General features: G+C 53.9%; 28 protein-coding genes. 10 read left to right on the top strand and 18 right to left on the bottom strand.

Annotated features, from left to right (window positions below; translation table 11 throughout):
* Positions 1-9: 9 nt before the first annotated feature.
* Positions 10-723, bottom strand: coding sequence for a GNAT family N-acetyltransferase (locus AB8B75_RS14695; RefSeq protein WP_405363349.1), 714 nt, complete (start codon positions 721-723; stop codon positions 10-12).
* Entirely contained in the window at positions 720-1,445 is a 726-nt protein-coding gene (locus AB8B75_RS14690) for a competence/damage-inducible protein A (RefSeq protein ID WP_405363347.1), read from the bottom strand. Before AB8B75_RS14690 ends, AB8B75_RS14695 begins: the two co-directional genes overlap by 4 nt.
* 50 nt (positions 1,446-1,495) lie before the next feature.
* Here AB8B75_RS14690 and sfsA point away from each other — a divergent pair, with 50 nt between their 5' ends.
* Both sfsA and map read left to right on the top strand, forming a co-directional pair.
* On the top strand, positions 1,496-2,203 hold the full coding sequence (sfsA, locus tag AB8B75_RS14685) for a DNA/RNA nuclease SfsA (protein ID WP_405363346.1): 708 nt from the start codon (positions 1,496-1,498) through the stop codon (positions 2,201-2,203).
* A gap of 67 nt (positions 2,204-2,270) precedes the next feature.
* Entirely contained in the window at positions 2,271-3,089 is an 819-nt protein-coding gene (gene map / locus AB8B75_RS14680) for a type I methionyl aminopeptidase (RefSeq protein WP_405363344.1), read from the top strand.
* A 185-nt stretch (positions 3,090-3,274) separates the two neighbouring features.
* On the opposite strand, the gene rsmD is transcribed toward map, so the two are convergent.
* Both rsmD and AB8B75_RS14670 read right to left on the bottom strand, forming a co-directional pair.
* On the bottom strand, positions 3,275-3,832 hold the full coding sequence (gene rsmD / locus AB8B75_RS14675; protein ID WP_405363343.1) for a 16S rRNA (guanine(966)-N(2))-methyltransferase RsmD: 558 nt from the start codon (positions 3,830-3,832) through the stop codon (positions 3,275-3,277).
* Positions 3,829-5,037 (bottom strand): NAD(P)/FAD-dependent oxidoreductase, encoded by a 1,209-nt coding sequence (locus tag AB8B75_RS14670; protein WP_405363342.1) that lies wholly within the window; start codon positions 5,035-5,037, stop codon positions 3,829-3,831. The genes rsmD and AB8B75_RS14670 overlap by 4 nt, the downstream gene beginning before the upstream one ends.
* Before the next feature lie 98 nt (positions 5,038-5,135).
* On the opposite strand from AB8B75_RS14670, the gene AB8B75_RS14665 reads away from it, so the two are divergent.
* Complete coding sequence (locus tag AB8B75_RS14665; protein ID WP_405363341.1) at positions 5,136-5,624, top strand: peroxiredoxin; 489 nt, start codon at positions 5,136-5,138, stop codon at positions 5,622-5,624.
* A gap of 56 nt (positions 5,625-5,680) precedes the next feature.
* Here the strand turns inward: AB8B75_RS14665 and AB8B75_RS14660 are convergent, their stop codons facing one another.
* From AB8B75_RS14660 to AB8B75_RS14640, 5 genes are read right to left on the bottom strand one after another with little or no spacing between them, the layout of a single operon-like run.
* Positions 5,681-6,523, bottom strand: coding sequence for a mechanosensitive ion channel family protein (locus AB8B75_RS14660; protein WP_405363339.1), 843 nt, complete (start codon positions 6,521-6,523; stop codon positions 5,681-5,683).
* Between the two features lie 3 nt (positions 6,524-6,526).
* Complete coding sequence (locus AB8B75_RS14655) at positions 6,527-6,823, bottom strand: 4a-hydroxytetrahydrobiopterin dehydratase (protein ID WP_405363337.1); 297 nt, start codon at positions 6,821-6,823, stop codon at positions 6,527-6,529.
* Entirely contained in the window at positions 6,820-8,007 is a 1,188-nt protein-coding gene (locus tag AB8B75_RS14650; protein ID WP_405363336.1) for a GNAT family N-acetyltransferase, read from the bottom strand. The genes AB8B75_RS14655 and AB8B75_RS14650 overlap by 4 nt, the downstream gene beginning before the upstream one ends.
* A 49-nt stretch (positions 8,008-8,056) precedes the next feature.
* Positions 8,057-8,824, bottom strand: a complete 768-nt coding sequence (locus tag AB8B75_RS14645; protein WP_405363335.1) for a glycerophosphodiester phosphodiesterase family protein — start codon at positions 8,822-8,824, stop codon at positions 8,057-8,059.
* Entirely contained in the window at positions 8,821-9,279 is a 459-nt protein-coding gene (locus tag AB8B75_RS14640) for a RidA family protein (RefSeq protein WP_405363333.1), read from the bottom strand. The genes AB8B75_RS14645 and AB8B75_RS14640 overlap by 4 nt, the downstream gene beginning before the upstream one ends.
* 450 nt (positions 9,280-9,729) lie before the next feature.
* Between AB8B75_RS14640 and AB8B75_RS14635 the strand changes: the two genes are divergently transcribed.
* Together AB8B75_RS14635 and AB8B75_RS14630 are read left to right on the top strand one after the other, a co-directional pair.
* On the top strand, positions 9,730-10,509 hold the full coding sequence (locus AB8B75_RS14635) for a VacJ family lipoprotein (protein ID WP_405363331.1): 780 nt from the start codon (positions 9,730-9,732) through the stop codon (positions 10,507-10,509).
* On the top strand, positions 10,499-11,098 hold the full coding sequence (locus AB8B75_RS14630) for a phospholipid-binding protein MlaC (RefSeq protein WP_405363330.1): 600 nt from the start codon (positions 10,499-10,501) through the stop codon (positions 11,096-11,098). The genes AB8B75_RS14635 and AB8B75_RS14630 overlap by 11 nt, the downstream gene beginning before the upstream one ends.
* Positions 11,099-11,122: 24 nt before the next feature.
* Here AB8B75_RS14630 and AB8B75_RS14625 read toward each other — a convergent pair whose 3' ends face one another.
* Complete coding sequence (locus AB8B75_RS14625; RefSeq protein ID WP_405363329.1) at positions 11,123-13,324, bottom strand: transglycosylase domain-containing protein; 2,202 nt, start codon at positions 13,322-13,324, stop codon at positions 11,123-11,125.
* Between the two features lie 255 nt (positions 13,325-13,579).
* Here AB8B75_RS14625 and AB8B75_RS14620 point away from each other — a divergent pair, with 255 nt between their 5' ends.
* Complete coding sequence (locus tag AB8B75_RS14620; protein WP_405363328.1) at positions 13,580-13,918, top strand: P-II family nitrogen regulator; 339 nt, start codon at positions 13,580-13,582, stop codon at positions 13,916-13,918.
* A 30-nt stretch (positions 13,919-13,948) separates the two neighbouring features.
* A complete protein-coding gene (locus AB8B75_RS14615; RefSeq protein ID WP_405363327.1) occupies positions 13,949-15,271 on the top strand; it encodes an ammonium transporter in 1,323 nt (440 codons plus the stop codon).
* A 97-nt stretch (positions 15,272-15,368) separates the two neighbouring features.
* Here AB8B75_RS14615 and AB8B75_RS14610 read toward each other — a convergent pair whose 3' ends face one another.
* The 3 genes from AB8B75_RS14610 to smpB form a co-directional block, all read right to left on the bottom strand.
* Entirely contained in the window at positions 15,369-16,553 is a 1,185-nt protein-coding gene (locus tag AB8B75_RS14610; RefSeq protein ID WP_405363325.1) for an aromatic amino acid transaminase, read from the bottom strand.
* Positions 16,553-17,407 carry a 3-mercaptopyruvate sulfurtransferase gene (sseA, locus tag AB8B75_RS14605; RefSeq protein WP_405363323.1) on the bottom strand — a complete coding sequence of 285 codons (855 nt, stop codon included), beginning with the start codon at positions 17,405-17,407 and terminating at the stop codon, positions 16,553-16,555. The genes AB8B75_RS14610 and sseA overlap by 1 nt, the downstream gene beginning before the upstream one ends.
* 157 nt (positions 17,408-17,564) lie before the next feature.
* Entirely contained in the window at positions 17,565-18,053 is a 489-nt protein-coding gene (gene smpB / locus AB8B75_RS14600; RefSeq protein ID WP_405363321.1) for an SsrA-binding protein SmpB, read from the bottom strand.
* A gap of 161 nt (positions 18,054-18,214) precedes the next feature.
* Here smpB and AB8B75_RS14595 point away from each other — a divergent pair, with 161 nt between their 5' ends.
* Positions 18,215-19,066: a hypothetical protein gene (locus AB8B75_RS14595; protein WP_405363320.1), complete on the top strand. Its 852-nt coding sequence runs from the start codon at positions 18,215-18,217 to the stop codon at positions 19,064-19,066.
* 8 nt (positions 19,067-19,074) lie between these two features.
* Here AB8B75_RS14595 and AB8B75_RS14590 read toward each other — a convergent pair whose 3' ends face one another.
* The gene (locus AB8B75_RS14590) at positions 19,075-19,893 is read right to left on the bottom strand and encodes a sulfotransferase family protein (RefSeq protein WP_405363318.1); all 819 of its coding nucleotides are present in this window, start codon (positions 19,891-19,893) and stop codon (positions 19,075-19,077) included.
* A gap of 138 nt (positions 19,894-20,031) precedes the next feature.
* Here AB8B75_RS14590 and AB8B75_RS14585 point away from each other — a divergent pair, with 138 nt between their 5' ends.
* Entirely contained in the window at positions 20,032-21,609 is a 1,578-nt protein-coding gene (locus AB8B75_RS14585) for a DUF5928 domain-containing protein (RefSeq protein ID WP_405363316.1), read from the top strand.
* Between the two features lie 9 nt (positions 21,610-21,618).
* Positions 21,619-21,999 carry an HIT domain-containing protein gene (locus tag AB8B75_RS14580; RefSeq protein ID WP_405363314.1) on the top strand — a complete coding sequence of 127 codons (381 nt, stop codon included), beginning with the start codon at positions 21,619-21,621 and terminating at the stop codon, positions 21,997-21,999.
* On the opposite strand, the gene AB8B75_RS14575 is transcribed toward AB8B75_RS14580, so the two are convergent.
* The 4 genes from AB8B75_RS14575 to AB8B75_RS14560 form a co-directional block, all read right to left on the bottom strand.
* Positions 21,993-22,643 carry a DUF1523 family protein gene (locus AB8B75_RS14575; RefSeq protein ID WP_405363312.1) on the bottom strand — a complete coding sequence of 217 codons (651 nt, stop codon included), beginning with the start codon at positions 22,641-22,643 and terminating at the stop codon, positions 21,993-21,995. The genes AB8B75_RS14580 and AB8B75_RS14575 overlap by 7 nt on opposite strands.
* A 13-nt stretch (positions 22,644-22,656) precedes the next feature.
* A complete protein-coding gene (locus tag AB8B75_RS14570) occupies positions 22,657-22,923 on the bottom strand; it encodes a hypothetical protein (protein WP_405363311.1) in 267 nt (88 codons plus the stop codon).
* A 261-nt stretch (positions 22,924-23,184) separates the two neighbouring features.
* Positions 23,185-24,408: an aminopeptidase P family protein gene (locus AB8B75_RS14565; RefSeq protein WP_405363309.1), complete on the bottom strand. Its 1,224-nt coding sequence runs from the start codon at positions 24,406-24,408 to the stop codon at positions 23,185-23,187.
* Between the two features lie 121 nt (positions 24,409-24,529).
* Entirely contained in the window at positions 24,530-25,321 is a 792-nt protein-coding gene (locus AB8B75_RS14560; protein WP_405363307.1) for an alpha/beta hydrolase, read from the bottom strand.
* Positions 25,322-25,391: the final 70 nt, after the last annotated feature.

The raw sequence follows: 25,391 nt of genomic DNA, 5'->3' as shown, positions 1-25,391 counted from the left end.
AGACGTTCCTTACGCTGCTTTGTAACGGTAATGGTACTGCCCCACCCGCCCAAAGCCCAGAGAGGAATAGAGTTTGTTTGCTGGGGTATTGGCTTCCGTGCACAGTACCGCAATGTAAGATGCGCCTTGCTTTTGCGCCCAAAAAGCCACCGCGCGCATTACCCACTGCGCGACACCCTGACGGCGTTGCTCAGGCAGAATCTCAACCGCATGCACCATGCAGGTATCACCATGCAGAGCGGCAAACGCCGCCCCGGCGGGCTTTTCATTCCAACGGGCAAGAATACCGGTTTTCACTCCAGCACGGGTCATCACGGCGCGGCGTTCGGCACCAATTCCGCCTTGTTGCCAAATTTCATCCATGATGGCCAAGGGTTCCCAGACACAAAAGGTGGTCACGCGCGGCAAGGGAATGCCGGTTAGCCGATCAATTGCGAGACAGTAGCCATTTGTCGGATCAAGGGTGCGGTATCCTTCTTCAGCCAAACGCGCGTCCAACGCTTCTTCGCCCGGGCGAACCATGAAAAGCGGGTCCTGCCCCCATGCCGTCATCGCCGCCGCCGCCTGCGCCAAGTCCGCCAGTTGCATCTGACCCTCAAGAGTTGCCGCTGAAACGCGTTTGCCGCCGCCGTCACCACGGCGAATGGTAAAAGCGCCTACCGTGGCCTTTTCAGCCGCAGGCCAGGTGGCGTCTATCGCTGCAAAAACCTTATCGCGCGTCATTTCGGAAAGGACGCGGCAAGGCGTTCAATTGCAACTCGGACCAGATCTGCATCTGAACCACGCACAACGACGTTTGACCCGTATTTCCCGGACTTCAGCTGGAACGGATAAGACCCCATGCTGAGCGTTGGATATTCCGCCGCCAAGGTTCCGAGCGGCCCGGCGATATCACCTTCGCCGCGCTCTATGCGCAGGGTTTCTGAGACCAAAGGTGCGCCTCCTATCAGTGTCGGCAGCAAACTCTCAACCATCGCTTGAAATACCGACGGCACCCCTGCCATGACATGTACATTCTCAAGCGTGAACCCAGGCGCTGAGGACACCGGGTTCTCGATCAGATGGGCGTCATCGGGAATACGTGCCATGCGCAGGCGCGCTGCGTTCATTTCTATGCCGGTTTTTTGGTAGTGCCGTTCCAGAATCTCGCGCGCGTCCTCGCGCACGTCAATGGCTTTGCCGAACGCAGCAGCAATACAATCCGCTGTTATGTCGTCATGTGTCGGGCCTATTCCGCCACTTGTAAAGACATGGTCGTGAACGGTGCAAAGGGATCGGACAGCCCCAACAATTGCTTCACGATCGTCGCTAACAACCCGAACCTCCCTCAGATCGATACCGGCTTTCGTCAACTGACCTGCCAGATGGAACATATTGGCATCCCGTGTGCGGCCGGACAAAATCTCATCGCCGATTACTAGCATTGCGGCCGTTGGATTGGGCATCACGTGGCACTCCTTGCGTCTCACCTCATGCGAGGTATAGACCTGCGCCCATGCGCTTTCAAACCGAACTTGTCCCCGCGCGGTTGACCCGTCGCTATAAACGCTTTCTTGCAGATTGCGTGCTAGAAGACACAGGTCAAAAAGTCACGGCGCATTGCGCCAACCCGGGCTCCATGATGGGCCTGGCCGAACCCGGCACTCGGGTCTGGCTGGAACCCAATGATGATCCCAAAAAGAAACTCAAGTATGGCTGGCGGCTTTTTGAGCACGAAAACGGGCATTTCACTGGCGTTGATACCGCGGTTCCGAATCGCGCCCTCAAATCGGCACTGAATTCCCGCGCCATTGCGCCTTTTAGCGCATATGACCGCATCCGGCCCGAGGTGAAATATGGCCAAAACAGCCGGATCGATTTTTTACTACAGGCAGATGGGCTTCTGGACGTGTACATGGAGGTCAAAAGCGTGACGCTGTCGCGCCAACCCGGTCTTGCCGAATTCCCCGATAGTGTAACGGCACGTGGCGCGAAACATCTGGGTGAATTGGCGCATATGGTTGCTGCGGGACATCGCGCCGTGATGTTCTATCTGGTTCAACGCACCGATTGCACCTGTTTCGGTCTGGCCACCGACATCGATCCGACCTACGCGACCGCTTATCGGGCCGCTCGAGAAGCAGGTGTTGAAACTTTCTGCTATCGTGCCGATATCTCGACCAAGGGAGTAATGGTAGCCGACACGTTGGAAATTTCGATCTGAAGGCCCTCTGGTCCTTGAACAACATGCGCGTTAAAAGCGCAAAGAACACTTAAGATGGAGCACGTGCGTGAACGAAGACCTTCGGGGCCGTCACACCAAAGACGGTATACGCATTTACGAAAGAGTTAATTTCACTGGCATGCATGCAGCGGGCGCCTTGGCCGCGCATATCCTGGACGAGATTGCAACTCATGTATTCGTTGGCCAAACCACCGGCGCAATTGACAAAGCCATCACGGACATGGTTGACGCTGCCGGTGCGACATCTGCGACCATCGGATACAAGGGTTACAAACACGCAAGCTGCATTTCGGTCAATCATGTCGTGTGTCATGGCATCCCTGGCGACAAAACATTGAAGGACGGCGATATTCTCAATATCGACGTCACGGTGATTGTCGATGGATGGTTCGGGGACACCAGCCGCATGTATGTTGCAGGCAAACTGCCCCGCAAGGCCGAACGCCTTGTTCAAGTCACACACAACGCGCTGATGCGCGGCATTGAGGCGGTCAAACCTGGCAATACCTTCGGCGATATTGGGTACGCCATTCAGTCATTTGTTGAAAGTCAACGCATGTCGGTCGTGCGTGATTTTTGTGGTCACGGGCTGGGCCGGGTGTTTCATGCCCCCCCAAACGTGCTGCACTATGGTCGCCCAGGCACAGGCGCCGTACTTGAAGAAGGTATGTTTTTCACCATTGAGCCAATGGTAAATCTGGGGCGCCCGGAGACAAAGACGCTTGCGGCTGACTGGACAGCTGTGACCCGAGACAAATCGCTGTCGGCCCAATTTGAGCACTCAATTGGCGTAACAGCTGCCGGTGCGGAGATCTTTACGCTCTCACCAAAGGGCATGTTTCACCCCACCTATTCCACTGACTGATCGCTTTCCTGGTCGCGGCGCAGAATCGACAACAGCATCGTTTCTTGACCCCACGGCTGGACTGCGTCGCCTATGAATACAGGCGACGGTCGTGTTGTGGGTGGGCTCTCAACCGCGCGTTCCGGCGCAGCCGTTGGCCAGAAAAAGGCGAGACGTGAAGCAATCATTGGAACGACAGTAGCACATCAACGTGCCGACTTCGACAATAAGGTCACATAGGTATCCCCGTATTTGCGCTGATCTACCGGGTCAAATCCTTCTGGCGGGCGCATCGGGCTGGCCTCTTCCCAAACGACAAATGCGTCTTGCGCCAACCATCCAGCGCCTTCAGCTTGCATCAAAGCTCTGGAACCAAGATCCTTGCCGTAAGGCGGATCCAGAAAGATCAGATCAAAGGGTAAAGTATCGTTGGGAGGCAGACTGCACGCGTCACGGGATACCACTTGCGTCTTCTCCTCCACGCTCAATTTGCCAATGTTTTGTCGAATGAGTTTTTGCGCGATTCGCCCGTCGTCGACAAAGGTTGCATGCACACTGCCGCGCGACAAAGCCTCCAATCCCAAGGCGCCGGTACCGGCGAAAAGGTCCAAAACCCGTGCATCGTGTAACACTCCGTAGTGCGTCAGCATGCTAAAAAGGCTCTCGCGCACGCGGTCCGCAGTCGGGCGCAGATGCGCGCCCTTGTCGCCTTTGCCAACGCTTGCAAGAGCCGTACCGCGATATTGTCCGGCAATGATCCTCACTTTTTCAAAAGCGGTTTCAGATCGGCGGTTGGGTCGGAAACGACGGCAGGATCTGCCGACTTACCAGCCTCGATCAGACGTTTGCCAATCATATACGCCCTTGGGTCGTTCATCGCATCCACAGCAACCAATAGGCCATCGCGATAGTACCAAAAAGAGGACGTTTGCCCTTCCCCGATGCGGCTGACCACCTCTGTGTAGCCGGTATTCAAACCCGCAATTTGTAATTTCACATCGTATTGGTCGGACCAGAACCAAGGTTTGGCGACATAGGTTTTCTCAGCACCCATGATGTTCTCGGCTACGGTCTCGGCCTGATCGATGGCATTGGGAACACTCTCCAACCGGATGCGGCCTGTCTGATAAGGAAAAGACGTACAATCCCCAGCAGCCCATATATTCGAGCATGATGTGCGACCCATCGCGTCGACCTTGATGCCGTTGTCGATCTTCAAACCTGCGGTTTCGGCCAATGCCGTGGCCGGGCCAATACCCACGCCGGTGATCACAAAATCGACGTCAAGTTCGGATCCATCACTCAAGATCGCACCACGCACCTCATCTTCGCCCACCAACCGGTTCAAGCCAACGCCTTCGAGGATTTCTACGCCATGCGACCGGTGCAACGCCCGAAAATAATCACTGGTTTGCCGCGCTGCCACACGTTGCAAAATACGGTCTGCCATTTCGACCAGCGTGACTTTCAAACCCAGTTTGGCAGCAACAGAGGCAGCCTCTAACCCTATGTAACCTCCGCCCACGATCAGGACGCGTTGACCAGCCTGAAACTGCGGGGCCATGGCATCCACATCCGCCAGATCGCGCACCACATAGACCCCTTCCAGATCGCCACCAATCTGTGCGGGCAAACGGCGCGGTACAGATCCGGTGGTGAGCACGAGATCATCATAGGACAGCGTTTCTTCACCAAGCGATATGGTCTGCGCATCAGAATGGATCGACGTTACGTTCGTTCCCATGCGCAGCGAAATATCATGATCTCGGTAAAAACTCTCTGGGCGCAAGTAGAGGCGCTCCAAGTCCATATCTCCCATCAGATAGGCTTTGGACAAAGGTGGCCGTTGATAGGGTATGACGGGTTCAGCCCCAATGAGTGTGATCAGGTCGGTACAACCGCCATTGCGCAGCTTGGCCACACAAGAGGCCCCAGCCTGTCCAGCTCCAATCACGATGATTTGGCGCATGCCGCTTCCCCTTGCTCACGAATTCTTCTGGTCCTGCCGCAGATCGCAACCTATATCCACGACAGCGACAAACGCAATTGCAAGAAAGGCGTATCCCCATGACGATTTCACAAGGCGACCAGCTTCCCGACGCAACTTTGGTAGAATTGGGCGCAGAAGGACCCGCGCCTGTCTCACTCGCCGACAAGACCAAGGGCCGCAAGGTTGTTATCTTTGCTGTTCCAGGCGCGTACACACCGACCTGCCATTCCGCGCATGTGCCCAGCTTTGTACGCACGAAAGATCAGTTTGACGCAAAAGGCGTGGACGAGATCATCTGTGTGTCGGTCAATGACCCGTTTGTAATGAAATCATGGGGTGAAGCCACAGGCGCCTCAGCCGCTGGGATCACAATGTTGGGTGATGCTGACAGCTCCTTTACAAAAGCCATTGGCATGGATTTTGATGCTCCGCCTGCAGGCTTGCTGGCCCGCTCAAAGCGCTATGCCATGCTGGTGGAAGACGGCAAAGTCACGCTGCTGCAGCCGGAAGAAAATCCTGGTGTATGCGAAGTTTCCGCGGGCGAAGCCCTGCTGGACAACATGTGAGAAAAACCTGGCCCGGAGCAGAAGTTCCGGGCCAATTGCCCCTCCGGGTATGCCCGTCAGGATGCTTGAACGATTGTCGTCGTCGGAAAGGGAATGTCGATGTTTCCTGCATCCAGCGCTTCTTTGACCGCGCGCTTTACATCGGCCTGATAGCCAAAGAACTCAGACGCATCGACCCAGACCCGCACGAGAAAATCCACTGAACTTGCGCCCAGGTTGTTCACTTGCACAAAAGGCGCTGGATCGGATTTTGACCGTGGGTCCGCCATCACAGTGTCCAGGATGATCTTTTCTGCATCCGCAAGGTTCACGCCATAGCCTACGCCAAACGTCCACTCGGCACGACGCGTTGGGTTGGTGGAATAGTTGGTGATGACATTTCCCCACACCTGCGAGTTGGGAATGATCACCTGAACATTGCTGACATCTGCCAACTCGGTGAAATTCAGCGTGATGGCTTTTACTGAGCCCATCGTACCGGCAATATCCACGAAATCACCCAGCTTGATTGGGCGGAAAAGAATCAGCATCACGCCCGCTGCAATGTTGGAAAGCGTGCCCTGCAGGGCCAAGCCGATCGCAAGACCGGCTGCACCAAGGATCGCCACAACTGACGTGGTTTGCACCCCGAAGGTATTGAGAACAAACAGAAACGAGAAACCCAGAACCACATAGCGTACAATCGACGCCAGAAAGTCGAAGAGCATGCTATCGAGGTGTTCATGCTTTGCGCCCAAAGCCTTGACCCGACGCTGCAACCAGGCTGATATCGTCCAGCCGATGATCAGAATGGCGATGGCCGCAAACACCGAGCCTGCCGCGCCCATGATAAACTCCATCGTGAGAACATCTGACACAGTTTTCCCCTGCCAGATCTCGGTGGTCATTAGTTCGTCCATTTCTTACTCCGCAAGGCTTTCCATTTTACGCGCCAGTTTCGCATCGAGCGCGCTGATGCCACCTACATCATGGGTCGTCAACACAACTTCAACGGTTTTGTAGACATTGTGCCACTCGGGATGGTGATCCCACTTCTCTGCCCAGATTGCGACGCGGGTCATCCACCCAAACGCGTCTATGAAATTTTTGAAAACGAAGGTTTTCTGCATCGCATCGCGTCCCTCCACCATTTGCCAGCCAACGGCAAAAAGGGGTTCCAGTAAGGGACCGCGTGTTTCATCGCTCAATTTCTCGGTCATTCCCGTTCCTCGATTTCTGCCCTCTTGAAAGGGCCATATTCTGTCAAAACGTTGATTTCTTCGTCCACCGCATCGCGCTCTGCCTTGAGGTAGCTGTCGATGGCATTTGCAAACCCCTTATCATTGACCCAATGCAAGGACCACGTTGGCGTCGGCAAGTAACCGCGCGCCAGTTTGTGCTCCCCCTGCGCGCCGGCCTCGACGCGCGCCAAGCCCTGTTGAATTGCGATGTCGATGGCCCGGTAATAACAAAGTTCGAAATGCAGACAGGGGTGGTGTTCGGAGCAACCCCAGTACCTGCCGTAAAGGGTTTGCGACCCGATAAAATTGAGCGCACCCGCAACCCAGCGACCATCCCGTTCTGCCAAAACGAGAATCATATCATCACGCAACGTCGCTTGAGCGATGTCGAAAAATTTCCGCGTCAGATACGGCGTGCCCCATTTACGGTCTCCGGTATCCTGATAAAACCGCCAAAAAGCATCCCAATGTTCCGGCCGAAGATCATCTCCGGTGAAAGAATGAATGTCCCCACCAAACCCCTGCGCCCGCGCTCGTTCTTTGCGAATATTTTTGCGTTTTCTTGAGCTTAGGGAGGCCAGGAACGCGTCAAAATCGGCGTATTTCTCGTTGATCCAGTGAAACTGCTGGGTTTTACGCAACATCAGACCAAGCGCTTCGCCGCGCTGCGCTTCTTCTTCAGTGCAAAACGTCAGATGCAACGACGATACATTGTTGGTATCTGCGAGTTGGACCGCGCCCTGGATCAACGCAGCGCTGCCGACTTCTTCAAATCCGGGCCGCACCAACAACCTCCGCCCGGTCGCGGGCGTGTGGGGAACCGCAATCTGCAACTTGGGATAGTAGCGCCCACCTGCACGCTCGTAGGCATGCGCCCAGTTGTGATCGAAAATGTACTCACCCTGGCTGTGCGATTTGACGTACATCGGGGCCACGCCAATCAACTGATCGCCGACATAGGCGGTCAGATACTGCGGCTGCCAACCGGTGCCGACGCCAACTGATCCACTTTGCTCCAAAGCGTTGAGGAACCGATAGGTTGTGAAAGGATCGTTTGGCCGTCCTCCCGACTTTGCTTCCGGGCAAGCGCACGCATCCCAGTCTTGCGCGGCAATGGCGCTCAAAGACGGAATGATCCTAATTTCGAATTTCTGATTTTGCATCAACTCTTGCTCTCCACAGCCTAACAATCTGTGGCCCCGACACGCGGGTTCAACCTGAAAGCGCCGGGTTGTAATGTTCAAATGTGATATTCTGCGCGATCCTGCGCGCGCGTGCCTCATCCTGAGGCGATTTAGCCGTCCAGCACAGGATATCCGCGCCCTGCGCTTTCAGTTCCGCCACCCTTGGTCGGTCGAGATCATCGATGTCGTGGCTGATAAAACTGCACTCTGCCATTTCATAGTCAGGGATCTGACGCAGGCGGTCGCGGGTTGCCACCGGCAATGACCAGTCACTTTCCGGATAGGCCTCGGTCACAATTCCGCGTGGCACATCAGGGCAGACTGTAGCCAGGTATTTGACGGAATGCGGATTGTACGACATCAAAGCCACAGGTCCTGCATAACTTTCCAGCGCTTGCGCCACGGCGCCTTCAAGGCAGCCGACGTCCGGACCCATGGTCCCATCCTGATCTTTGACCTCAATCAAGAGCGGCACTTGCCCTTCAACCAATTCAAGCACTTCTGGGAGAGCGGGAACCCCTTCGTCCCCGCCTCTTAGCGGTATTTTCCGCAGTGCTTTCGAAGAAAAACCTCGCAATGGGCCCGTGGCCTCGGTCAAGCGATCCATGGTGTAGTCATGAAAAACCATGGCTTGCGCATCTGCACTTTGTTGGACGTCAATCTCAATCCCATAACCCGCAGCAATAGCTGCGCGAATGGCCGCCTTACTGTTTTCTGGGCGGCCCTTTGACACATCGTGCAGGGCTCGGTGCGCCAATGGCGTCGTCAAAAAGCATTCAGGTAGAGCGACCTTCATTTGATCTCGAAAATGCCTTCAATTTCAACCGCCACGCCGAGAGGAAGAGACGCCGCGGAAACAGCAGAGCGCGCATGGCGACCCGCATCACCCAAGGCTTCGACAAGAAAATCTGACGCCCCATTGATTACCTTTGGTTGGTCCGTGAAATCAGCAGTGGAATTCACGAAACCCGTCAACTTAACGACGCGCACCAAACCGTCGATATTCCCATCGCACGCCGCCTTGACTTGTGCCAACAGACTGATCGCACATAGGCGCGCCGCACTGGCGCCCTCTGCCACTTCCATGTCCGCACCCAGTTTGCCAGTAACAAGACCATCGGGACCATTCGAGATTTGGCCAGACACATAAAGTGTGTTGCCCGACTTTACGAAAGGCACATAGTTGGCCGCAGGTGCTGGCGCATCGGGCAAGGTAACGCCAAGCTCGGCGAGGCGGGAAGAAAAACTCATTTCAGTGTCCTTTTGGGTCGCATGAGAGTTGTCGCGATTCACAGTAATGACGGATTATGAAATCAGGCGCAATTTGATGTTTTGGGTGCGCCCGGTGATTAGTGACAATCACATCGTTCCTAAAATTGTGCAGCAACTGCACTGCTTCAGCATCGTTTTTCTGCCAACTAAATGTGAACTTGCCCACTGCCGCGCATCAACTTATCGCGATCAACGTAGGGCTTTTGGCCAGCACGGAGTGTAATCGCCTCGCGCATCGTGCGTCTACTGGACACATTTCCGCTTACATTTCCGCAGCTACTTCCGAGATTATGGACGTTGCAGGCGAATTCGCGATAGGGTTGTTATGTCGCGCATCAGCCACATGATACTAATTCCTAACTTTTGCCCTCTAGGCATACCGTCAAAAAAGCTTACCTACCCGTTTATCAAATTCGCAGGATTCTCCCAGTGTCTCTTTCCAAAAAACCGACGGCCCCTTGGCGCGCTCTTATTCTAGTTTCGGTTGTTCTGTCGTTGGGTGCATGTGCCACATCCCAAGACGTCGCGACTCGCTCCGATGGGATCAACGATCCCTATGAGAAACAGAATCGCAGAGTTCATGATTTCAACAAAGGATTTGACACGAACATTTTCCGCCCAGTCTCACAAGGATATGGCGTTGTCCCTGTTGAGATGCGAAATACCGTGAACAATTTCTCGGAAAACCTGGGCATGCCAGGCGTGGCAATCAACAGTTTATTGCAAGGCGACTTGCGCGGCACCGGGCTCGCCACTGTTCGCTTTTTGATGAACACCACAATCGGCCTTGGCGGATTCTTTGATGCAGCTGATGAGTTCAATATCCCTGCTCACACGACCGATTTTGGCGAAACCCTTGCTGTTTGGGGAGTGGGTGAAGGTGCCTACATCGAATTGCCTTTCCTGGGCCCGTCAACGCAACGCGCAACAGCTGGTTTGGTCGTCGACTTTTTTACCAACCCACTGACCTATAACACAATTGACGGCGATGCACGGATCATCCCGCCTGCATCAAAGGGTGTGGCAGCGCTAAATGATCGGGAAAGGTTCAGTGACAGCTTTGACTCGGTGCTCTATGACAGCGCCGACAGCTATGCGCAGTCCCGCCTGATCTATCTTCAGAACCGTCGTTTTGAGTTGGGACTGGATGCAGCAGACGACATCGATCCATTCGCAGTTGATCCATATGAGGACCCCTATGCCGAATAGTCTAAACCGCCGCGAATTTTTTCTAAGTTCGGTGGCCTTGTCAGTGCTGATCGCAAATCCGGCGATGGCATTGACGGAAGACGCCGCACGCAATCTGGTAAACCAGGTCGTTTCAGATATTGATCGCGTCATTTCCTCTGGAAAATCCGATGCGGCCATTCTGCGCGAATTTGAAAAACTTTTTGTGCGATATGCCGACGTGAACATCATGGCGCAATACGCTCTTGGTGCGGACGGACGGTCTGCATCGGCATCACAAAAACGGGCTTTCAGCGAAGCCTTTACCGGCTATATAGCGCGCAAATATGGCAAGCAGTTCCGTGATTTCGTAGGAGGCAGGGTCGAAATTCAATCTACCCGCCAGATCAAGGCAGGTTACGAAGTTAAAACGCTTGCATACCTTCGCGGCGACGGACCCTTCGAAGTTTCGTTTCACGTGTCGGATAAATCGGGGCGAGATAAATTCTTCAATATTTTCATTGAAGGTGTAAATCTGCTGCTGACCGAGCGCAGCGAGATCGGCTCCATGCTGGACAGCCGCAGCGGCGATATCAACGCACTAATTGCCGATCTGAAGAAAACCAGCTAGGGGCAGCTCGAACAGACTTGCTGCTTAGCGGTCTCCACCCTCCACAGTAGGTTGTCTGCGACCGTCACCACCACCGCCGCCGCCAAGGATGTCGCGCAGCAGACCTTCCAGCAGTCCAACCGCGCCACCGCTGGCTTGTTCGTTGCTTGACGTATCACGCGTTTCGCCCGCCTGAGATGGATTCATCATTGGTAGCGGCCGCAGCGGTACGCCTTCGTGTACACGCATCATGGTTTCGCGCCAGATATCCGCAGGCAACCCAGCTCTAGTAACGCCTGTGAGTGGCGTGTTGTCGTCGTACCCCATCCAGACACCGGCGACATAGTCGGCTGAAAACCCAACAAACCAGGCATCTCGTGCGGCCTGGGTCGTGCCCGTTTTACCTGCCAACTCACGTCCACCGAACTGCGCACGCTTGCCAGTCCCTTCGGACACCACTTTTTCCATCATATAGATTAACTGACGCGCGGCGGGCTCTTGAACCACCCGCTCCCCTATACCTCCGCCGGTGCCCATCAGCGGCTCATCGTCACCCAGCAGGCGGAGTTCTACCAAGCCGTAAGGGACAACGGATGAGCCGCCATTCAAAATACCCGCATAAGCGCCCGTCATGTCGATCAAGGTGCTTTCCGAGGCGCCCAGCGCCAATGCAGGACCGGCGGCCAGGTCGCTCTGTAATCCAAAATCGCTGGCGACCTGACGCACCAAATCACGCCCTACAAATTCCGAAACCTTAACTGCCGGGATATTCAGGCTGTCCTGCAGAGCACGGGTCAGTGACACTTTTCCGTAAAACTGGTTCGTGTAGTTTCTGGGCGACCAAGGGCCGGACCCTGGGATATCAATGGTCAGTGGTTCATCCGTCACTGTATCATTGGGCGAATATCCAAGATCCAGCGCCGCAGCATAGACGAAAGGTTTAAAAGCCGAACCAGTCTGACGTTTGGCCTGTACCGCGCGGTTGAACGCACCGGAGACCTTGGTTTTGCGCCCACCGACCATGGCACGTACGGCGCCGTCCGCTGACATGACAACGATGGCTGCCTGCGCCTTGCTGCCTTCACGAATCTTGTTTTCAAAGACCCATTTCATTGCCTGATCGGCAGCGCGCTGGATACGTTGGTCCAATGTCGTTCTGATAATCACATCTTCGGTTGTCTTGCGGGTAAAAAACTCAGGACCAGAAGACATTACCCAATCGGCAAAGTACCCGCCTGCCCGCGCCTCTGCAGCTTCAGATAATTGCGCCGGCTTGTTTTGAGCATCGCGCGCCTGCGCGTCTGTCAAATAGCCCTGCTCGTTCATCAGTCGAACAATCGTTGCGGCCCGACCCTGTGAGCGCGTCAGATCATTTGTCGGTGCAAACCGCGTCGGTGCCACCAACAGACCGGCCAGCATGGCGGCTTCTGCCGGGCTCACATTGGCCGCCGATTTCCCAAAGTAACGCTGGCTTGCTGCCTCAAATCCGCGCGCACCAGCGCCGAGAAAGGTGCGGTTCATATAAATGGTCAGGATATCGTTCTTGGAATACTTCGCTTCCATGGCCAACGCATAAATTGCCTCGGATGCTTTGCGTTTGATTGTGCCACGCCGGCACTCGGCCTCATATTCTGCTTCGCTTTGGGTTGTCGGATCATAAGGCACGCCAAGACAGAGCAATTTGGCAACTTGCTGTGTGATCGTAGATCCGCCGTGACCTGACAGAGGGCCCCGCCCTTCGCTAAGATTGATGCGCACAGCGCTGGCGATCCCTCGAGGACTGACCCCGAAATGCCGATAAAACCTCTTGTCTTCAGTGGCGATAATAGCATCGCGCAGATAGGGCGACACCGTCTCGGTTGTAACAACTCCGCCAAACTGATCGCCACGCCAGGCAAACACCTGACCTTGATCGTCCAGCAAGGTCACCGATCCGCGCGCGCGCGCATCGAGTAGATCATTCACATCCGGCAAAGTGGTATAAAAATAGCCAACGGCAAGCCCAAGAAGCAGGCAAACAACAGCGCCAATTCGCCAGGTGATCCGCCAGATCAAGCGTATGATCCATCTGATCAAGCGCTGGAAGAACCCGACGATTCCCTTTCGCTGTTTGGCGGGTCTTTTGCGCCTGGCAGTTTTGCGCGGCTTGGCCTTGGGTTTAACTTTGGCTTTACGCACTTTTTTCGGCTGCGCAGGATAGCGCTTGTCCGCGACCAGAGGCCGTTTACCTTTTCGTGAATCACTCATGTAGAACCTGCTCGGCCCATTGTTGTTTTTGCCAGTCTAACGGGTATGGCGTTAATTGTTGAGAGAGTGTGACAGATAAGCGCAATTTTAATATTGCATATTGTTTATGCGATTTAGCAATATTGATTAATTTTTAGGCACAAACAGCGTATTTTACTGTCAGTTTTCTGCCAAAACCTCCATGTCCACGGCCTGATAGCGTTTTCTGCTTACGCAACCATCGCAGATAAATCTGCCATTTAAAGGGGACACGAGGTGAAGCTCATCATTGCAACAATCAAGCCGTTCAAGCTGGAGGAGGTGCGCGAAGCACTGACCGAAGCAGGAGTGCGCGGCATGATGGTAACCGAGATCAAGGGGTTTGGCTCGCAGTCAGGCCATACCGAAATCTACCGTGGCGCGGAATACGCCGTGAATTTCGTACCCAAAGTAAAGATCGAGATCGTCGTAGCAGCAAGCGCTGTCGATCAAGTTGTGGAGACGATAACCAAGACCGCACACACGGGAAAAATCGGCGACGGCAAGATATTTGTCCTGAACGTTGATCAGGCCGTTCGCGTCCGCACCGGCGAAACAAATGAAGACGCGCTGTGAAGCGGCACTTCTCTAAAAGGGATAAACACTATGGTACAGATTAAGACACTTGCGTCTGCCGCTGCGCTCGTCGCGCTGCCGTCGCTGGCAATGGCGCAGGATGCCGCGCCCGGGTTCGATGAAATCGGCCCGTACATCATGACAACGCTGCTGTTTCTTGTGGCTGGCTTTCTCGTTTTCTTCATGGCGGCTGGCTTTGCCATGCTCGAAGCGGGTCTCGTGCGATCTAAAAACGTTGCGATGCAGCTGACAAAAAACATGGCGCTCTTCTCTTTCGCGGCCATCATGTATTGGTTGATCGGCTTTAACCTGATGTACCCGGGCGACGGCTGGACCATCGCGGGCTGGGTTGGGCCATTCTTCTCGCAAACCGTCCTGGATCCGGTTGGCGTGGCCGCCGCTGACGCAGCGCTTGATTATGCCTCGATCGGGTCAGATTTCTTCTTCCAGCTTGTGTTCGTCGCGGCAACAGCCTCGATCGTGTCCGGCGCGTTGGCCGAACGCATCAAGCTCTGGCCTTTCCTGATCTTCGTGATCGTGCTGACCGGCGTATTCTACCCGATCTCCGGATCATGGCAGTGGGGCGGCGGTTGGTTGTCCGAAGCAGGTTTCTCTGACTTCGCCGGTTCAACTGTTGTGCACTCCGTCGGAGGCTGGGCGGCGCTCGCAGGCGCAATTGTGCTCGGACCTCGCATCGGCAAATATGGCAAAGATGGGAAAGTGAACCCGTTCCCTGGGTCCAATCTCGCACTTGCCACTTTGGGAACGTTCATCTTGTGGCTCGGCTGGTTTGGTTTCAACGGTGGTTCGCAACTTGCAGCTGGTACCGTAGGCGACATCTCGGACGTATCTCGCATCTTCGCGAATACCAACATGGCCGCGGCGGCAGGCTCCGTCGCAGCACTGATCATGACACAGGTTATGTACAAGAAGGTCGATCTGACCATGGTGCTCAACGGTGCTCTGGCCGGTTTGGTCTCGATTACGGCAGAACCTCTGGCACCCACGCTTTTCGGCGCTCTATGGATCGGTGCTGTGGGCGGTATCATCGTTGTTCTGGCGGTACCCATGCTGGACAAATTCAAGATCGATGACGTGGTCGGTGCAATCCCAGTCCACTTGCTGGCAGGTATCTGGGGCACAATTGCCGTGATCTTCTACGGCGAAGCTTCCTTGATGACCCAGCTTACCGGGATCATCGCCTACGGCGTGTTCACTTTCTTTGCCTCACTGATTTTGTGGTTCATCCTCAAAGCAACCATGGGCATCCGAGTGGACGAGGAAGCCGAGATCAACGGCCTCGACACATCAGAACTCGGCATGGAAGCCTATCCGGAGTTCTCCAAAGGTTAAGCTCTTTGGCAAAAAAAGAGAAAACCCGGGCCGATGCGCCCGGGTTTTTTTGTCAAAAAACGGAGATTTTTATCCGCTTTGAAGCTACAATCCAGTGCTAGACTCCCGCATCAATTATCGCTTCTGCCAGTATCGGAATGGTGTTTGCGTTGAGACCAGCGATGTTCATCCTGCTATCAGCTACCATATAGATACCATTTTTCTCACGCATTAACGCGACTTTGTCAGGCGTAGTACCAAGCCGTGAGAACATGCCACGATGCTGTGCAATGAAGCCAAAGCGATCCGACCCAGACAAGCGCTGCAGTTCTGACGCCAGCTGGCTGCGCAGGCTCAGCATGCCAGTGCGCACCTCTTCGAGTTCTGACATCCAATCGGCGCGCAAAACGTTATCGTTCAGGATCATGCTGACCAGGCGTGCGCCATGGTCCGGCGGAAAAGAGAAATTCTGACGGTTCAAGAAGGTCATGTTATCCTGACGCAATTTGCGGCCGTCGGCGTTGTTGCTCAAAGCCATCAAAAGACCGGTACGTTCCCTGTAGATTCCAAAGTTTTTGGAACAACTTGCGGCAACCAGACACTCGGGAACAGATGACGCCACAAGTCTGGTTGCGGCCGCGTCTTCTTCGAGACCGTCTCCAAAACCCTGATAGGCGATGTCGACCATTGGCACAGCGCCTGTGTCATTCAACACATCAACAACCTGAGCCCATTCCGTCATATTCAGATTGGCGCCTGTCGGATTGTGGCAGCAGCCATGTAACAACACTACGTCGCCTGCTTTGGCTGTTTTGATATCTTCCATCATACCATTGAAATCGACACCTCGGCTTTCTTCGTCAAAGTAACGATACCGGACGATTTCAATACCAAGATAGTTCAGGATCGAAATATGATTGGGCCAGGTCGGGTCAGGCACAAATACCCTCGCATCCGGACGCGCCATCCTCACGAGTTCGAAAGCCTGGCGCAGGGCACCTGTACCACCTGGTGTTGCCACAGCCGCTACGTTTTCGAGCGGAACGGCATCCGCAAGCACAAGTTGGGTCATTGCGTTCGTAAAAGCTGGGTCACCAGCGAGACTGGTATAGGTTTTTGTGTCCTGCTCTTCCCAAAGCTGTTTTTCAGCCGTTTTGACGGCACGCATGATCGGCGTCAGTCCTGTGGCGTCCTTATAAACGCCCACACCGAGGTCAATCTTGGTTGGACGCGGATCATCTTTGTACATCTGTATCAGGGCAAGGATGCCGTCAGCGGGTTGCTCTTTCAGGCTTTCAAACATCATGCGTCTCCGGTTGCGACAGGTACCGTGGGGAACATCCCCCACTCGGCCCATGACCCATCATAGAGCGACCAATGCATGTGACCGAGGCGCTCAAGAGCAAGAGCCAGAATGGCCGCTGTCACGCCGGACCCGCAGGTCGTAATGACCGGTTTCGTCAGATCGACACCAGCCGCCTCAAAAATCGTGCGGCACGTCTGCGGATCTTTCATGGTCATGTTGTCGTTCAAAAGAGCTGTATAGGGCACATTTCTGGAACCGGGAATGTGCCCGGCACGCAACCCTTCTCGCGGTTCTGGAGCATCGCCTCTAAAGCGCGCTGCAGCCCTTGCATCCACAATGACATGATCGCCAAGTTTGGATGCTGATGAAACCTGTGTGACATCGCGCACCAACTGGTTCTGCATACGAACCGTCATATGACGGTCCCGAACAAGAGGCGACATGTCTTCGACAGCGAGGCCTTCGGATTGCCATTTTGGAAAGCCGCCATCAAGAACTGCGACGTTTTCCTGACCCATGAGGCGAAACAACCACCAAACACGGGCCGAGGACAAAAGACCCGCGCCATCGTAGATTACCACTTGGTGACCATCGCCTACGCCCATAGCACGAAGCCTGGACATGAATTTCTCGATGGGTGGCGCCATATGTGGCAAATCTGAACGGTTGTCCGAAACATCATCAATGTCGAAGAAACGCGCACCAGGAATATGAGCGGCATCATATTCCTCGCGCGGGTTGCGTCCGGCATCCGGCAAATACCATGACGCATCGAGCACTCGCAGATCCGGATCCTTCAAATGTTGAGACAACCAAGTGGTGGAAACCAGTGTTTTCGGATCATCGACCATGCGCGGTCCCCTATAGTTTTTGCCTCGTTCTGGGTAACGTCCACTGGCATTGGTATCAAGCCACTTGGTTGGCGAGAAGTGGTGTAACGCCTACCTTACCAAATCCCCACACCTAGAGTTTCTCGCATCTAGGCTGGTCCTTGGGGCACCCTTGGTGTCACCCGTGATCTTTCATGAGGCGGGACTTTTGACGCGACCAATCCCGCTTGGCCGCGGTTTCCCTTTTGTCATGAAGCTTCTTGCCTTTGGCAACACCGATCTTGATTTTTGCCATACCGCGATGGTTGAAATACAAAACCAAAGGCACCAAAGTCATACCCTTGCGTTGGGTTGCATTCCAAAAATCAGACAACTGCTTGCGTGAAATCAGCAGTTTGCGACGGCGACGCTCTTCATGTTGAAACGTCTTGGCTTGTTTGTAGGGCGCGATGTAACTGTTCACCAGCCAAAGCTCCCCTTCTTCGACTGCAGCATAGCTTTCGGCAATATTGGCCCCGCCTTCGCGCAGCGATTTCACTTCGGACCCTTCCAGAATAATCCCGCATTCCACATCCTCTTCGATCGCATAATCAAAACGCGCCCGCCGGTTCTCGGCAACGACTTTATAGTTCGGGTCGGACTTGGATGCGGATTTCACTTGCGCCATGCGCGCAGATGTAGGCCGAGTTGCTCGCCTGTGCAAGTTGACCCCGAAAAACAGCCGGCAAATGCGCATTCACCACCCAATACTTGTCGAATTCCATCTCTGGATATGCGATCGCATCAAAATGGTGTATGACGGGTTCCACCACTTGAGCGGGAGTCCCGATGTTTAATCCGACGGCAACGCTGGCATCTTCATTTGGAGACCATTTGTCGGAGACGTTTCTCCAGTATTTTTCGGGTCGTGATCCGGAATACGCAGCCTTTATCAATGGCTGTGCAAAAATGGTGCTGGAACGTCTTGCAAACTCCGATGCGCTTTACCACAACGCGGAACATACGATTATGGTCACGCTGGTTGGGCAACAGATCATGCGTGGCCGATTGGTGACCGAGGCTATCCAACCACGGGATTGGCTACACTACATCGTCTCCTTGCTCGTGCATGACGTTGGTTATTTGCGCGATATCTGCGAGGGCGATGAAGGGGCCAACGTGGTCATCGATCCCGAGGGCAATACAGTCACGCCACCGCGTGGTGCTTCTGACGCCTTCCTGGCCCCCTACCATGTTGATCGCGGCATGATGTACGCGCGGCGTCGCTTTGCTGAATCGATGCTCATCGACGAGGAACGTATCGCAACTGCCCTTGATTACACCCGCTTTCCCGTTCCCGAGGACGAATACTACCGTTCAACCTCAAGTGAACCTGCACTGGTGCGGGCTGCCGACCTGATCGGACAGATGGCGGACCCGTTTTATCATCGAAAAATTGGCGCTCTCTTTCTCGAATTCAAAGAAACCGGCATGGCAGAACAACTTGGATACCAAAGCGCTGTGGATCTGATGGAAAAGTTTCCAGACTTCTTTTGGTCGCAAGTGCAGCCGTTGATTGGGCCTGCATTGGGACACCTGGAGCAGACCATGGAAGGAAAGCAATGGGTTGCCCAACTCTACAATCATATTTTTCAGGTGGATCATCGGACCAGCGTGTTGGGTCCTTTCAGCGGCGCATGAACCCGATTTCAGTCGCCCAGTTTAGCGTGCACCTCTTGTAAATCAATATCGCTCATCGGCATCTTGTTGCTTGGATTTTCAAAGTCATACCGGAACAACTCGAAATCGCGTTTATAGATTTCATACACAAGGTGCATGGACAAATCATCGAAATAGTCCGCAATCGGATGCGCCCGTTTAGGTCCGTGGCTTTCACTCTCGTTAAACCGCGGAACCTCCGAAAGAGAGACCGAATGCGGCGTTTCCACAGAAGAAAGGACATCCTGCATTCCATCGTTGAATGCTTCCGTCCATATGATCTTGTCGTATGTGCCACCGTTCACGATAAAGGTGCTGATGTGACCTGACATTGCAGACCAGTGGATGTCAGGATCCATCGGTTTGCGGAATCGGATCGTATCTCGCGCAAAAAGCAGGAAACGTCTGAAAGAGGCGATCTGATCGAAGTCACCCTGTCCGTCATCCCCGCCGACGTCTATCCCATATTTTTGCGTCAATATTGGAACAAGATTTCCGCGGTACCGCTTACCATTGCGCTGAATGCCGCAAATCTTGTCAAAAAACGAACTCAATATGCGCGCATAGGGGTTTCGGACGCAGGTAAATGCAAAAGACTTATGGTGTCGAACATTCTCACGGATCAGCGCCTGACTGTCGTCTTGCGCCCATTTGTGCAGCCCCTCGCGCGAATCATGGATATCGCCGTCGTAGAATTGCCCTTGATCAGAACAGTACATGATTTGACCAATGGTCGAGCAGGCGCATTTGGGCACAACACGGTACACCATGCTTTCGCTCTCGGTCATCCAGGTTCCCGGGAAACCCATAAATCTAACTCCAGCTTAGTCGATCAGGACAAGGACTGACTCACGCATTGGTTGTGAAAAGTAAAATTAATGCTGTTTATTCAATGCTCGTTCACGCTTATCAACGTATAGTGCGGCTTCAATAAGAGTAGATTAACCTTGGCAAAAATCGCCTTTATCCTTTTGTGCCACAAAGACCCCGACGCCATTATTCGGCAGTCGGAACAGCTCACCGCGGCAGGCGACTACATGGCAATCCATTTCGATGCCCGGGCCGACCCATTGGATTTTGAGACGATTCAAAAGGCTTTGAAGGGAAATTCAAATGTCACGTTTGCCTCGCGCAGGGTAAAATGCGGATGGGGCGAGTGGTCCTTGGTACAGGCCACTTTGAACACGGTACAGACAGCGATTGAGACCTATCCGCAAGCCACACATTTCTACATGCTTTCGGGCGATTGCATGGCAATAAAGAGCGCGGAATATGCCCACCAGTTTCTAGATGAAAATGGTGCTGATTACATTGAAAACTTTGACTATTTCGATAGCGATTGGATCAAGACGGGCATGCGGGAGGAAAGACTGATCTACCGTCATTTCTTCAATGAGCGCAAAAACAAACGCCTGTTTTATGCTGCGATGGACCTGCAAAAACGGATCAGGTTAAACCGCAAACCCCCGCAAGATATTCAGATCAGGATTGGCAGCCAATGGTGGTGCCTGCGCCGTGAGACCATCAAAAAGGTGCTGGCCTTCGCACAAGAACGCCGCGATTTGATACGCTTTTTCTCAACCACGTGGATACCTGATGAAACGTTCTTTCAAACCCTTGTGCCACATCTTGTACCTGAGCCCGAAATACGCAGCCGGACCCTAACTTTCCTGTTATTCACCGATTACGGTATGCCGGTGAATTTCTACAACGATCATTACGACATGCTGATTGGCCAGGATTTCCTTTTTGCGCGAAAAATCAGCCCGGAGGCGCAGGATCTCAAGCACAAGCTTGGATTGCTCTATGCCGCGTCAAACGTCAAATTTCAGATCTCTGGCGAGGGAGCCAATCTGTTTAAGTTCCTCACGGGCCGGGGTCGGATCGGACAGCGCTTTGGCGCAAGATTTTGGGAAACCGAATCAACGCTTGGACGTAAACGCGAGTTGATGATCGTTATCTGCAAAAAGTGGCATGTCGCCAAACGGGTGCTCGAACTCATTCGCAACGCGACCAACCTGCCGGCCGTCGAATATGTTTTCAACGAAGATGACACACCCTTACCTGATTTAGGTGGCATCCAAACCTCCCTTACGAAACGCACACGGCACAGGCGCGCTCTTATGCGGATGTTGTTTGACTATTACGAAACAGACCGCATGATTGTGTGTATGGATCCTGGCAACTTTGAACTTTTACAAGACTTTGTCGCCGACCGGTCCGTCACCCGATTGCTAGACATCGAGTGCGCTTTTTCAGACGAATATCTGATCGGGCATGCCCGACGTACAGGGTTGGCAGGCGCGACAACCGCGCCGGAAAACATGTCTGGTTTGTTGCCCACGATCCGCAACGACATTCTGTTCGAAAGCGATTGCATACGAGACGCGGATTTCAAGAACTACAACCGTCTTCGCGAAACCGGCAATCTGGCAGACAACACCCAGGCTTTGGCCGAATTTTTATCTGTTTCACAGAAGGTCGTGCAGGACATCGCCAGTCATCCGCAACTGTTCGCTGATTGAGGAAAACCGATGAGTTACACTTACGACAACGAAAACATATTTGCGAAAATCCTGCGTGGCGACATCCCGAACACAACCGTTTTGGAAACCACGCACAGCCTCGCGTTCCGGGATCTGTATCCTCAAGCACCAATCCATGTATTGGTGATCCCTAAAGGCCCCTACGTAAGCTACGATCATTTTGCAGCCGAAGCCTCGGAGGCGGAAATTGTCGACTATACGCGTGCCATCGGCGAAGTCTGTCGAATGGAAGGTGTCACACTGACGGCCGGCGAAGGGTTTCGCATGATTTCCAACGCCGGTGCAGATGGGGTGCAAGAAGTGCCCCACCTGCATGTCCATATTCTGGGTGGTCGTGGTTTGGGTCGTATGTTGGCAAAGGCTCAGTAACCTCGACGTTTGGCGGCCCACCAGCGTCGCAAGCGGCCTCGTTTTTCTGCAAAGGTATCTTCAACCGCTTCCCAGTTGTCTTGAATCTCTTCCAATTTTGGGTCGATGCGCGCTTGACGAAACCGCCGCCAGCGCGTCCAGATACCGAAGAAAATCGCCGCAAAACCGCCTAAGATCAGTGTGTTTAACCATGGCAGAGGCTTGCTGGCATCCGGACCATCGACAAACCAGAGCGAAATGGCATTTGGGAAGATGGTAAAAAACTCCAGGCGCCAGCCGTAGTGCCGAATGGCAACATACTGCGGATCTGACGCGGTTGATTTAGCATCTGCGGCCTCAGCCTGCAGGTTGGACGTATCGAACTTGAAGTATGGCGGCCACCCCCAGCCCGTATCTTCGTTTCGGTAGACCATAACCTTGTCATCCACGCGCCGGGACTGGATGAAAAATACATCCCTGCTGGTGGCATTCGCGTTCGTCCCTGCATCCGCCTGCGCCCAGAACCAGCGGTTTTCGCCAGGATCAATGCGCTTTTCATAGGTATCTGTCACTCGAACAATATCAACTTGCGGCAGCGTGTAGTGAAACACTGACCCAATCAAAGCCCACAAGGTAATGATGAAACCCCATTTGACATAAAACATGAAAGGCCCTTTCTCAGGCGAAATTCGTAAAATAGATCAGCAAACCAACTGCAACGGTCGGTATCACATAAACACCCAGAATCAACTTGCGCCGCAATGACCCATCGTAGTCTTTCAAACCTGCTTGCACAAAACTCTTCCGGTCGCCGGGGCCTTGCGTATCGTCCCACTCAGCCTCCAGTTTACCGCGTCTCACCGCGCGCGAATAGAAAGACAGGCATATATAAATCACCGTTAAAACGACAAAGCCCAATACCAATAGTCGTGCCAGCGCGAACATCCCTGACCCCCAGTCTGTGCATCATGGCCAATATAGAGCAATTGAATGCATGTTACATCGTGCGCCTATACCTCTTATTTTGTCCTTGACCAATTTTCTCACATTTTCAGGGTCAATTGCACCATGCCGAACCACCTTTTTGGCCCAAAAAAAACTTGGCGTCGTTGGCAGGCCTTGGCCCAGCAAGGCCTGCACGGGAAGTGAATTGGCGTCTTGACGGTTCCGTCTTGTCCTGAATTTCGCCCCGTCTGCTGTGATGCTTCAACCAACAACGTTGAACTCTGGACCGAAAGGATATCCGGTGATGTTCTCATGACCGTCTTCCGTAATCACCAGAATGTCGTGCTCGCGGTATCCGCCTGCGCCCGGTTGATCTGCTGCAAGGGTCAACATGGGTTCCATTGAAATAACCATTCCAGGCTCGAGAACAGTGTCAATGTCTTCGCGCAATTCCAAACCGGCTTCTCGACCATAATAGTGGCTCAGTACACCAAAAGAATGACCATACCCAAATGTGCGATACTGCAGCAAATCACGCTCAGCAAAGAAGTCGTTGATCTTGTGTGTAATCTCGGCGCAGGACGCGCCCGGTTCCAACAGGCTCATGCCATATTCATGGGCTTCGACGTTGGCATTCCATATCTTCAGACTTGCCGGATCGACTTCCTCCACGAATAGCGTGCGCTCCAAGGCTGTGTAATAACCCGAAATCATCGGAAAAGTGTTGAGCGACAGGATATCGCCCCGTTCCAGGACCCGTCCGGTGACCGGGTTATGCGCACCATCGGTGTTCACGCCAGATTGGAACCATACCCAAGTATCGCGGTATTCCGCATCCGGAAAGCGTTTGGCAATTTCCAGCTCCATCGCATCGCGGCCTGCCATGGCCACATCTATTTCGCGCACGCCAGCCTTGATCGCGTCGCGGATCGCATAGCCGCCCACATCAGCCACTTGCGCCCCATGGCGGATCAGCGCGATTTCAGCATCGGATTTATGCATCCGCTGGCGCATCGTGGTCTCATAAAGATCCACCATGGTCAGCGGGCTCAGGAAGTCTTCAAGCTTGTCGCGCTGCATCAGCGTCAGGTGATCGCCTTCATATCCGATGATTGCATTCTTGCCGGTCACGGAGGCGACCGCACGCCAGAAATTGTCGCGCTGCCAGTCTGTATAGGTGATGTTATCCGCGAAACTGCGACGCCACGGCTGGCCTGCGTCAATGCCAGCACTGATGGTTACCGCATCCGTATCGGTCACCACCAGCCCGTAAGGGCGCCCAAAAGCGCAATACAAAAATCCCGAATAATATGCGATATTGTGCATTGAGGTGAACACAGCGGCAGACGTTCCTGCGGCCTCCATGCGTTCGCGCAATTCCGTCAGGCGCGCCTCATATTCCATATCTTCAAAGGGCAATGGTGATTTGGCGCCATTATGATAGCGATACATATCCGGTCGGTCGGGAAGATTTTGGGCGGTCATGTCAGACCCTCCTTGCTCAGAAAGGTCCCGGCGTTCAGGACAGTTTCGGGCGCATCAAAGGCGACGCCATCGCCCTCAGCCTAGTAAAATCCATGAATGATTTTCCGAAACCGATCAAGCCTTATTGCCCGGTCAGGTAACGCACCATATCGCTGTTTGGGTCTTCTAATGCTTCGATGACATCAAAATGGTGTTTCTGCGGTGAAATAGTCTGTTCGGACCCCCAGGCCTTTGCCTGTGCCGTGGCTTGCTCCAGGAACGCTGGGCGCTCATCTGCGCCCACCCAGATCTTCACCTCCGCTTCTTGCGGCGGCGCCATTGCGATAAGGCTCTCCGCGCGCGCTTCAACGGCGTCCAAACCCAAGATGTCGTTCATTGAAGTTTCCAACAAAGGCGCAAGATCGGCGACCGGGGAGATTGAAGCGATCCGGGTGATGCGTCTGCGCACTGCTTCCGGCAGAATCGCGGGGTCCATCATCCGCGACACAAGATGCCCGCCCGCCGAATGACCCGCCAGCGCAATGGGTCCAGAAGTACGATCGGCAATTTTGGCCACAGCCGACGCAATCTGCTTGGTAATTTCGGAAATGCGCACCTGTGGACAAAGATCATACCCCGGCATCGCCACGGACCACCCTGATGCGAGGGCCCCTGCCCCCAAATGAGACCAGTAGGTTTGGTCAAAAGCCTTCCAATAGCCACCATGTACAAAGATCAGCGAGCCCTTCGACGTCCCCTTGGCGTTAAAGAAATCAAACACCTGGCGGTCACCCGATCCATAGGACAAACTCAATTCCGCACGCGCGCCAAGGCTGTCGCGAAACCGCGCTGCCGCCTTCTCCCATTTGGGTGGATAGGTCTCCGCCCCAGCAATGTAGGCTCCATTTTCATAAGCATCATCCAACGGCTTCATGCACATCTTCCTGTTTTTCAGAACTGGACAAACATACTCAGAGTTGATTTGAGAACCACAAGCATTTTCG

Origin of the sequence: Roseobacter sp., assembly GCF_045106495.1 — a bacterium.
GTDB lineage: Bacteria > Pseudomonadota > Alphaproteobacteria > Rhodobacterales > Rhodobacteraceae > Roseobacter.
Note: the sequence above shows the minus strand (reverse complement) of the source record. Positions and strands in the feature narration are given on the sequence as shown.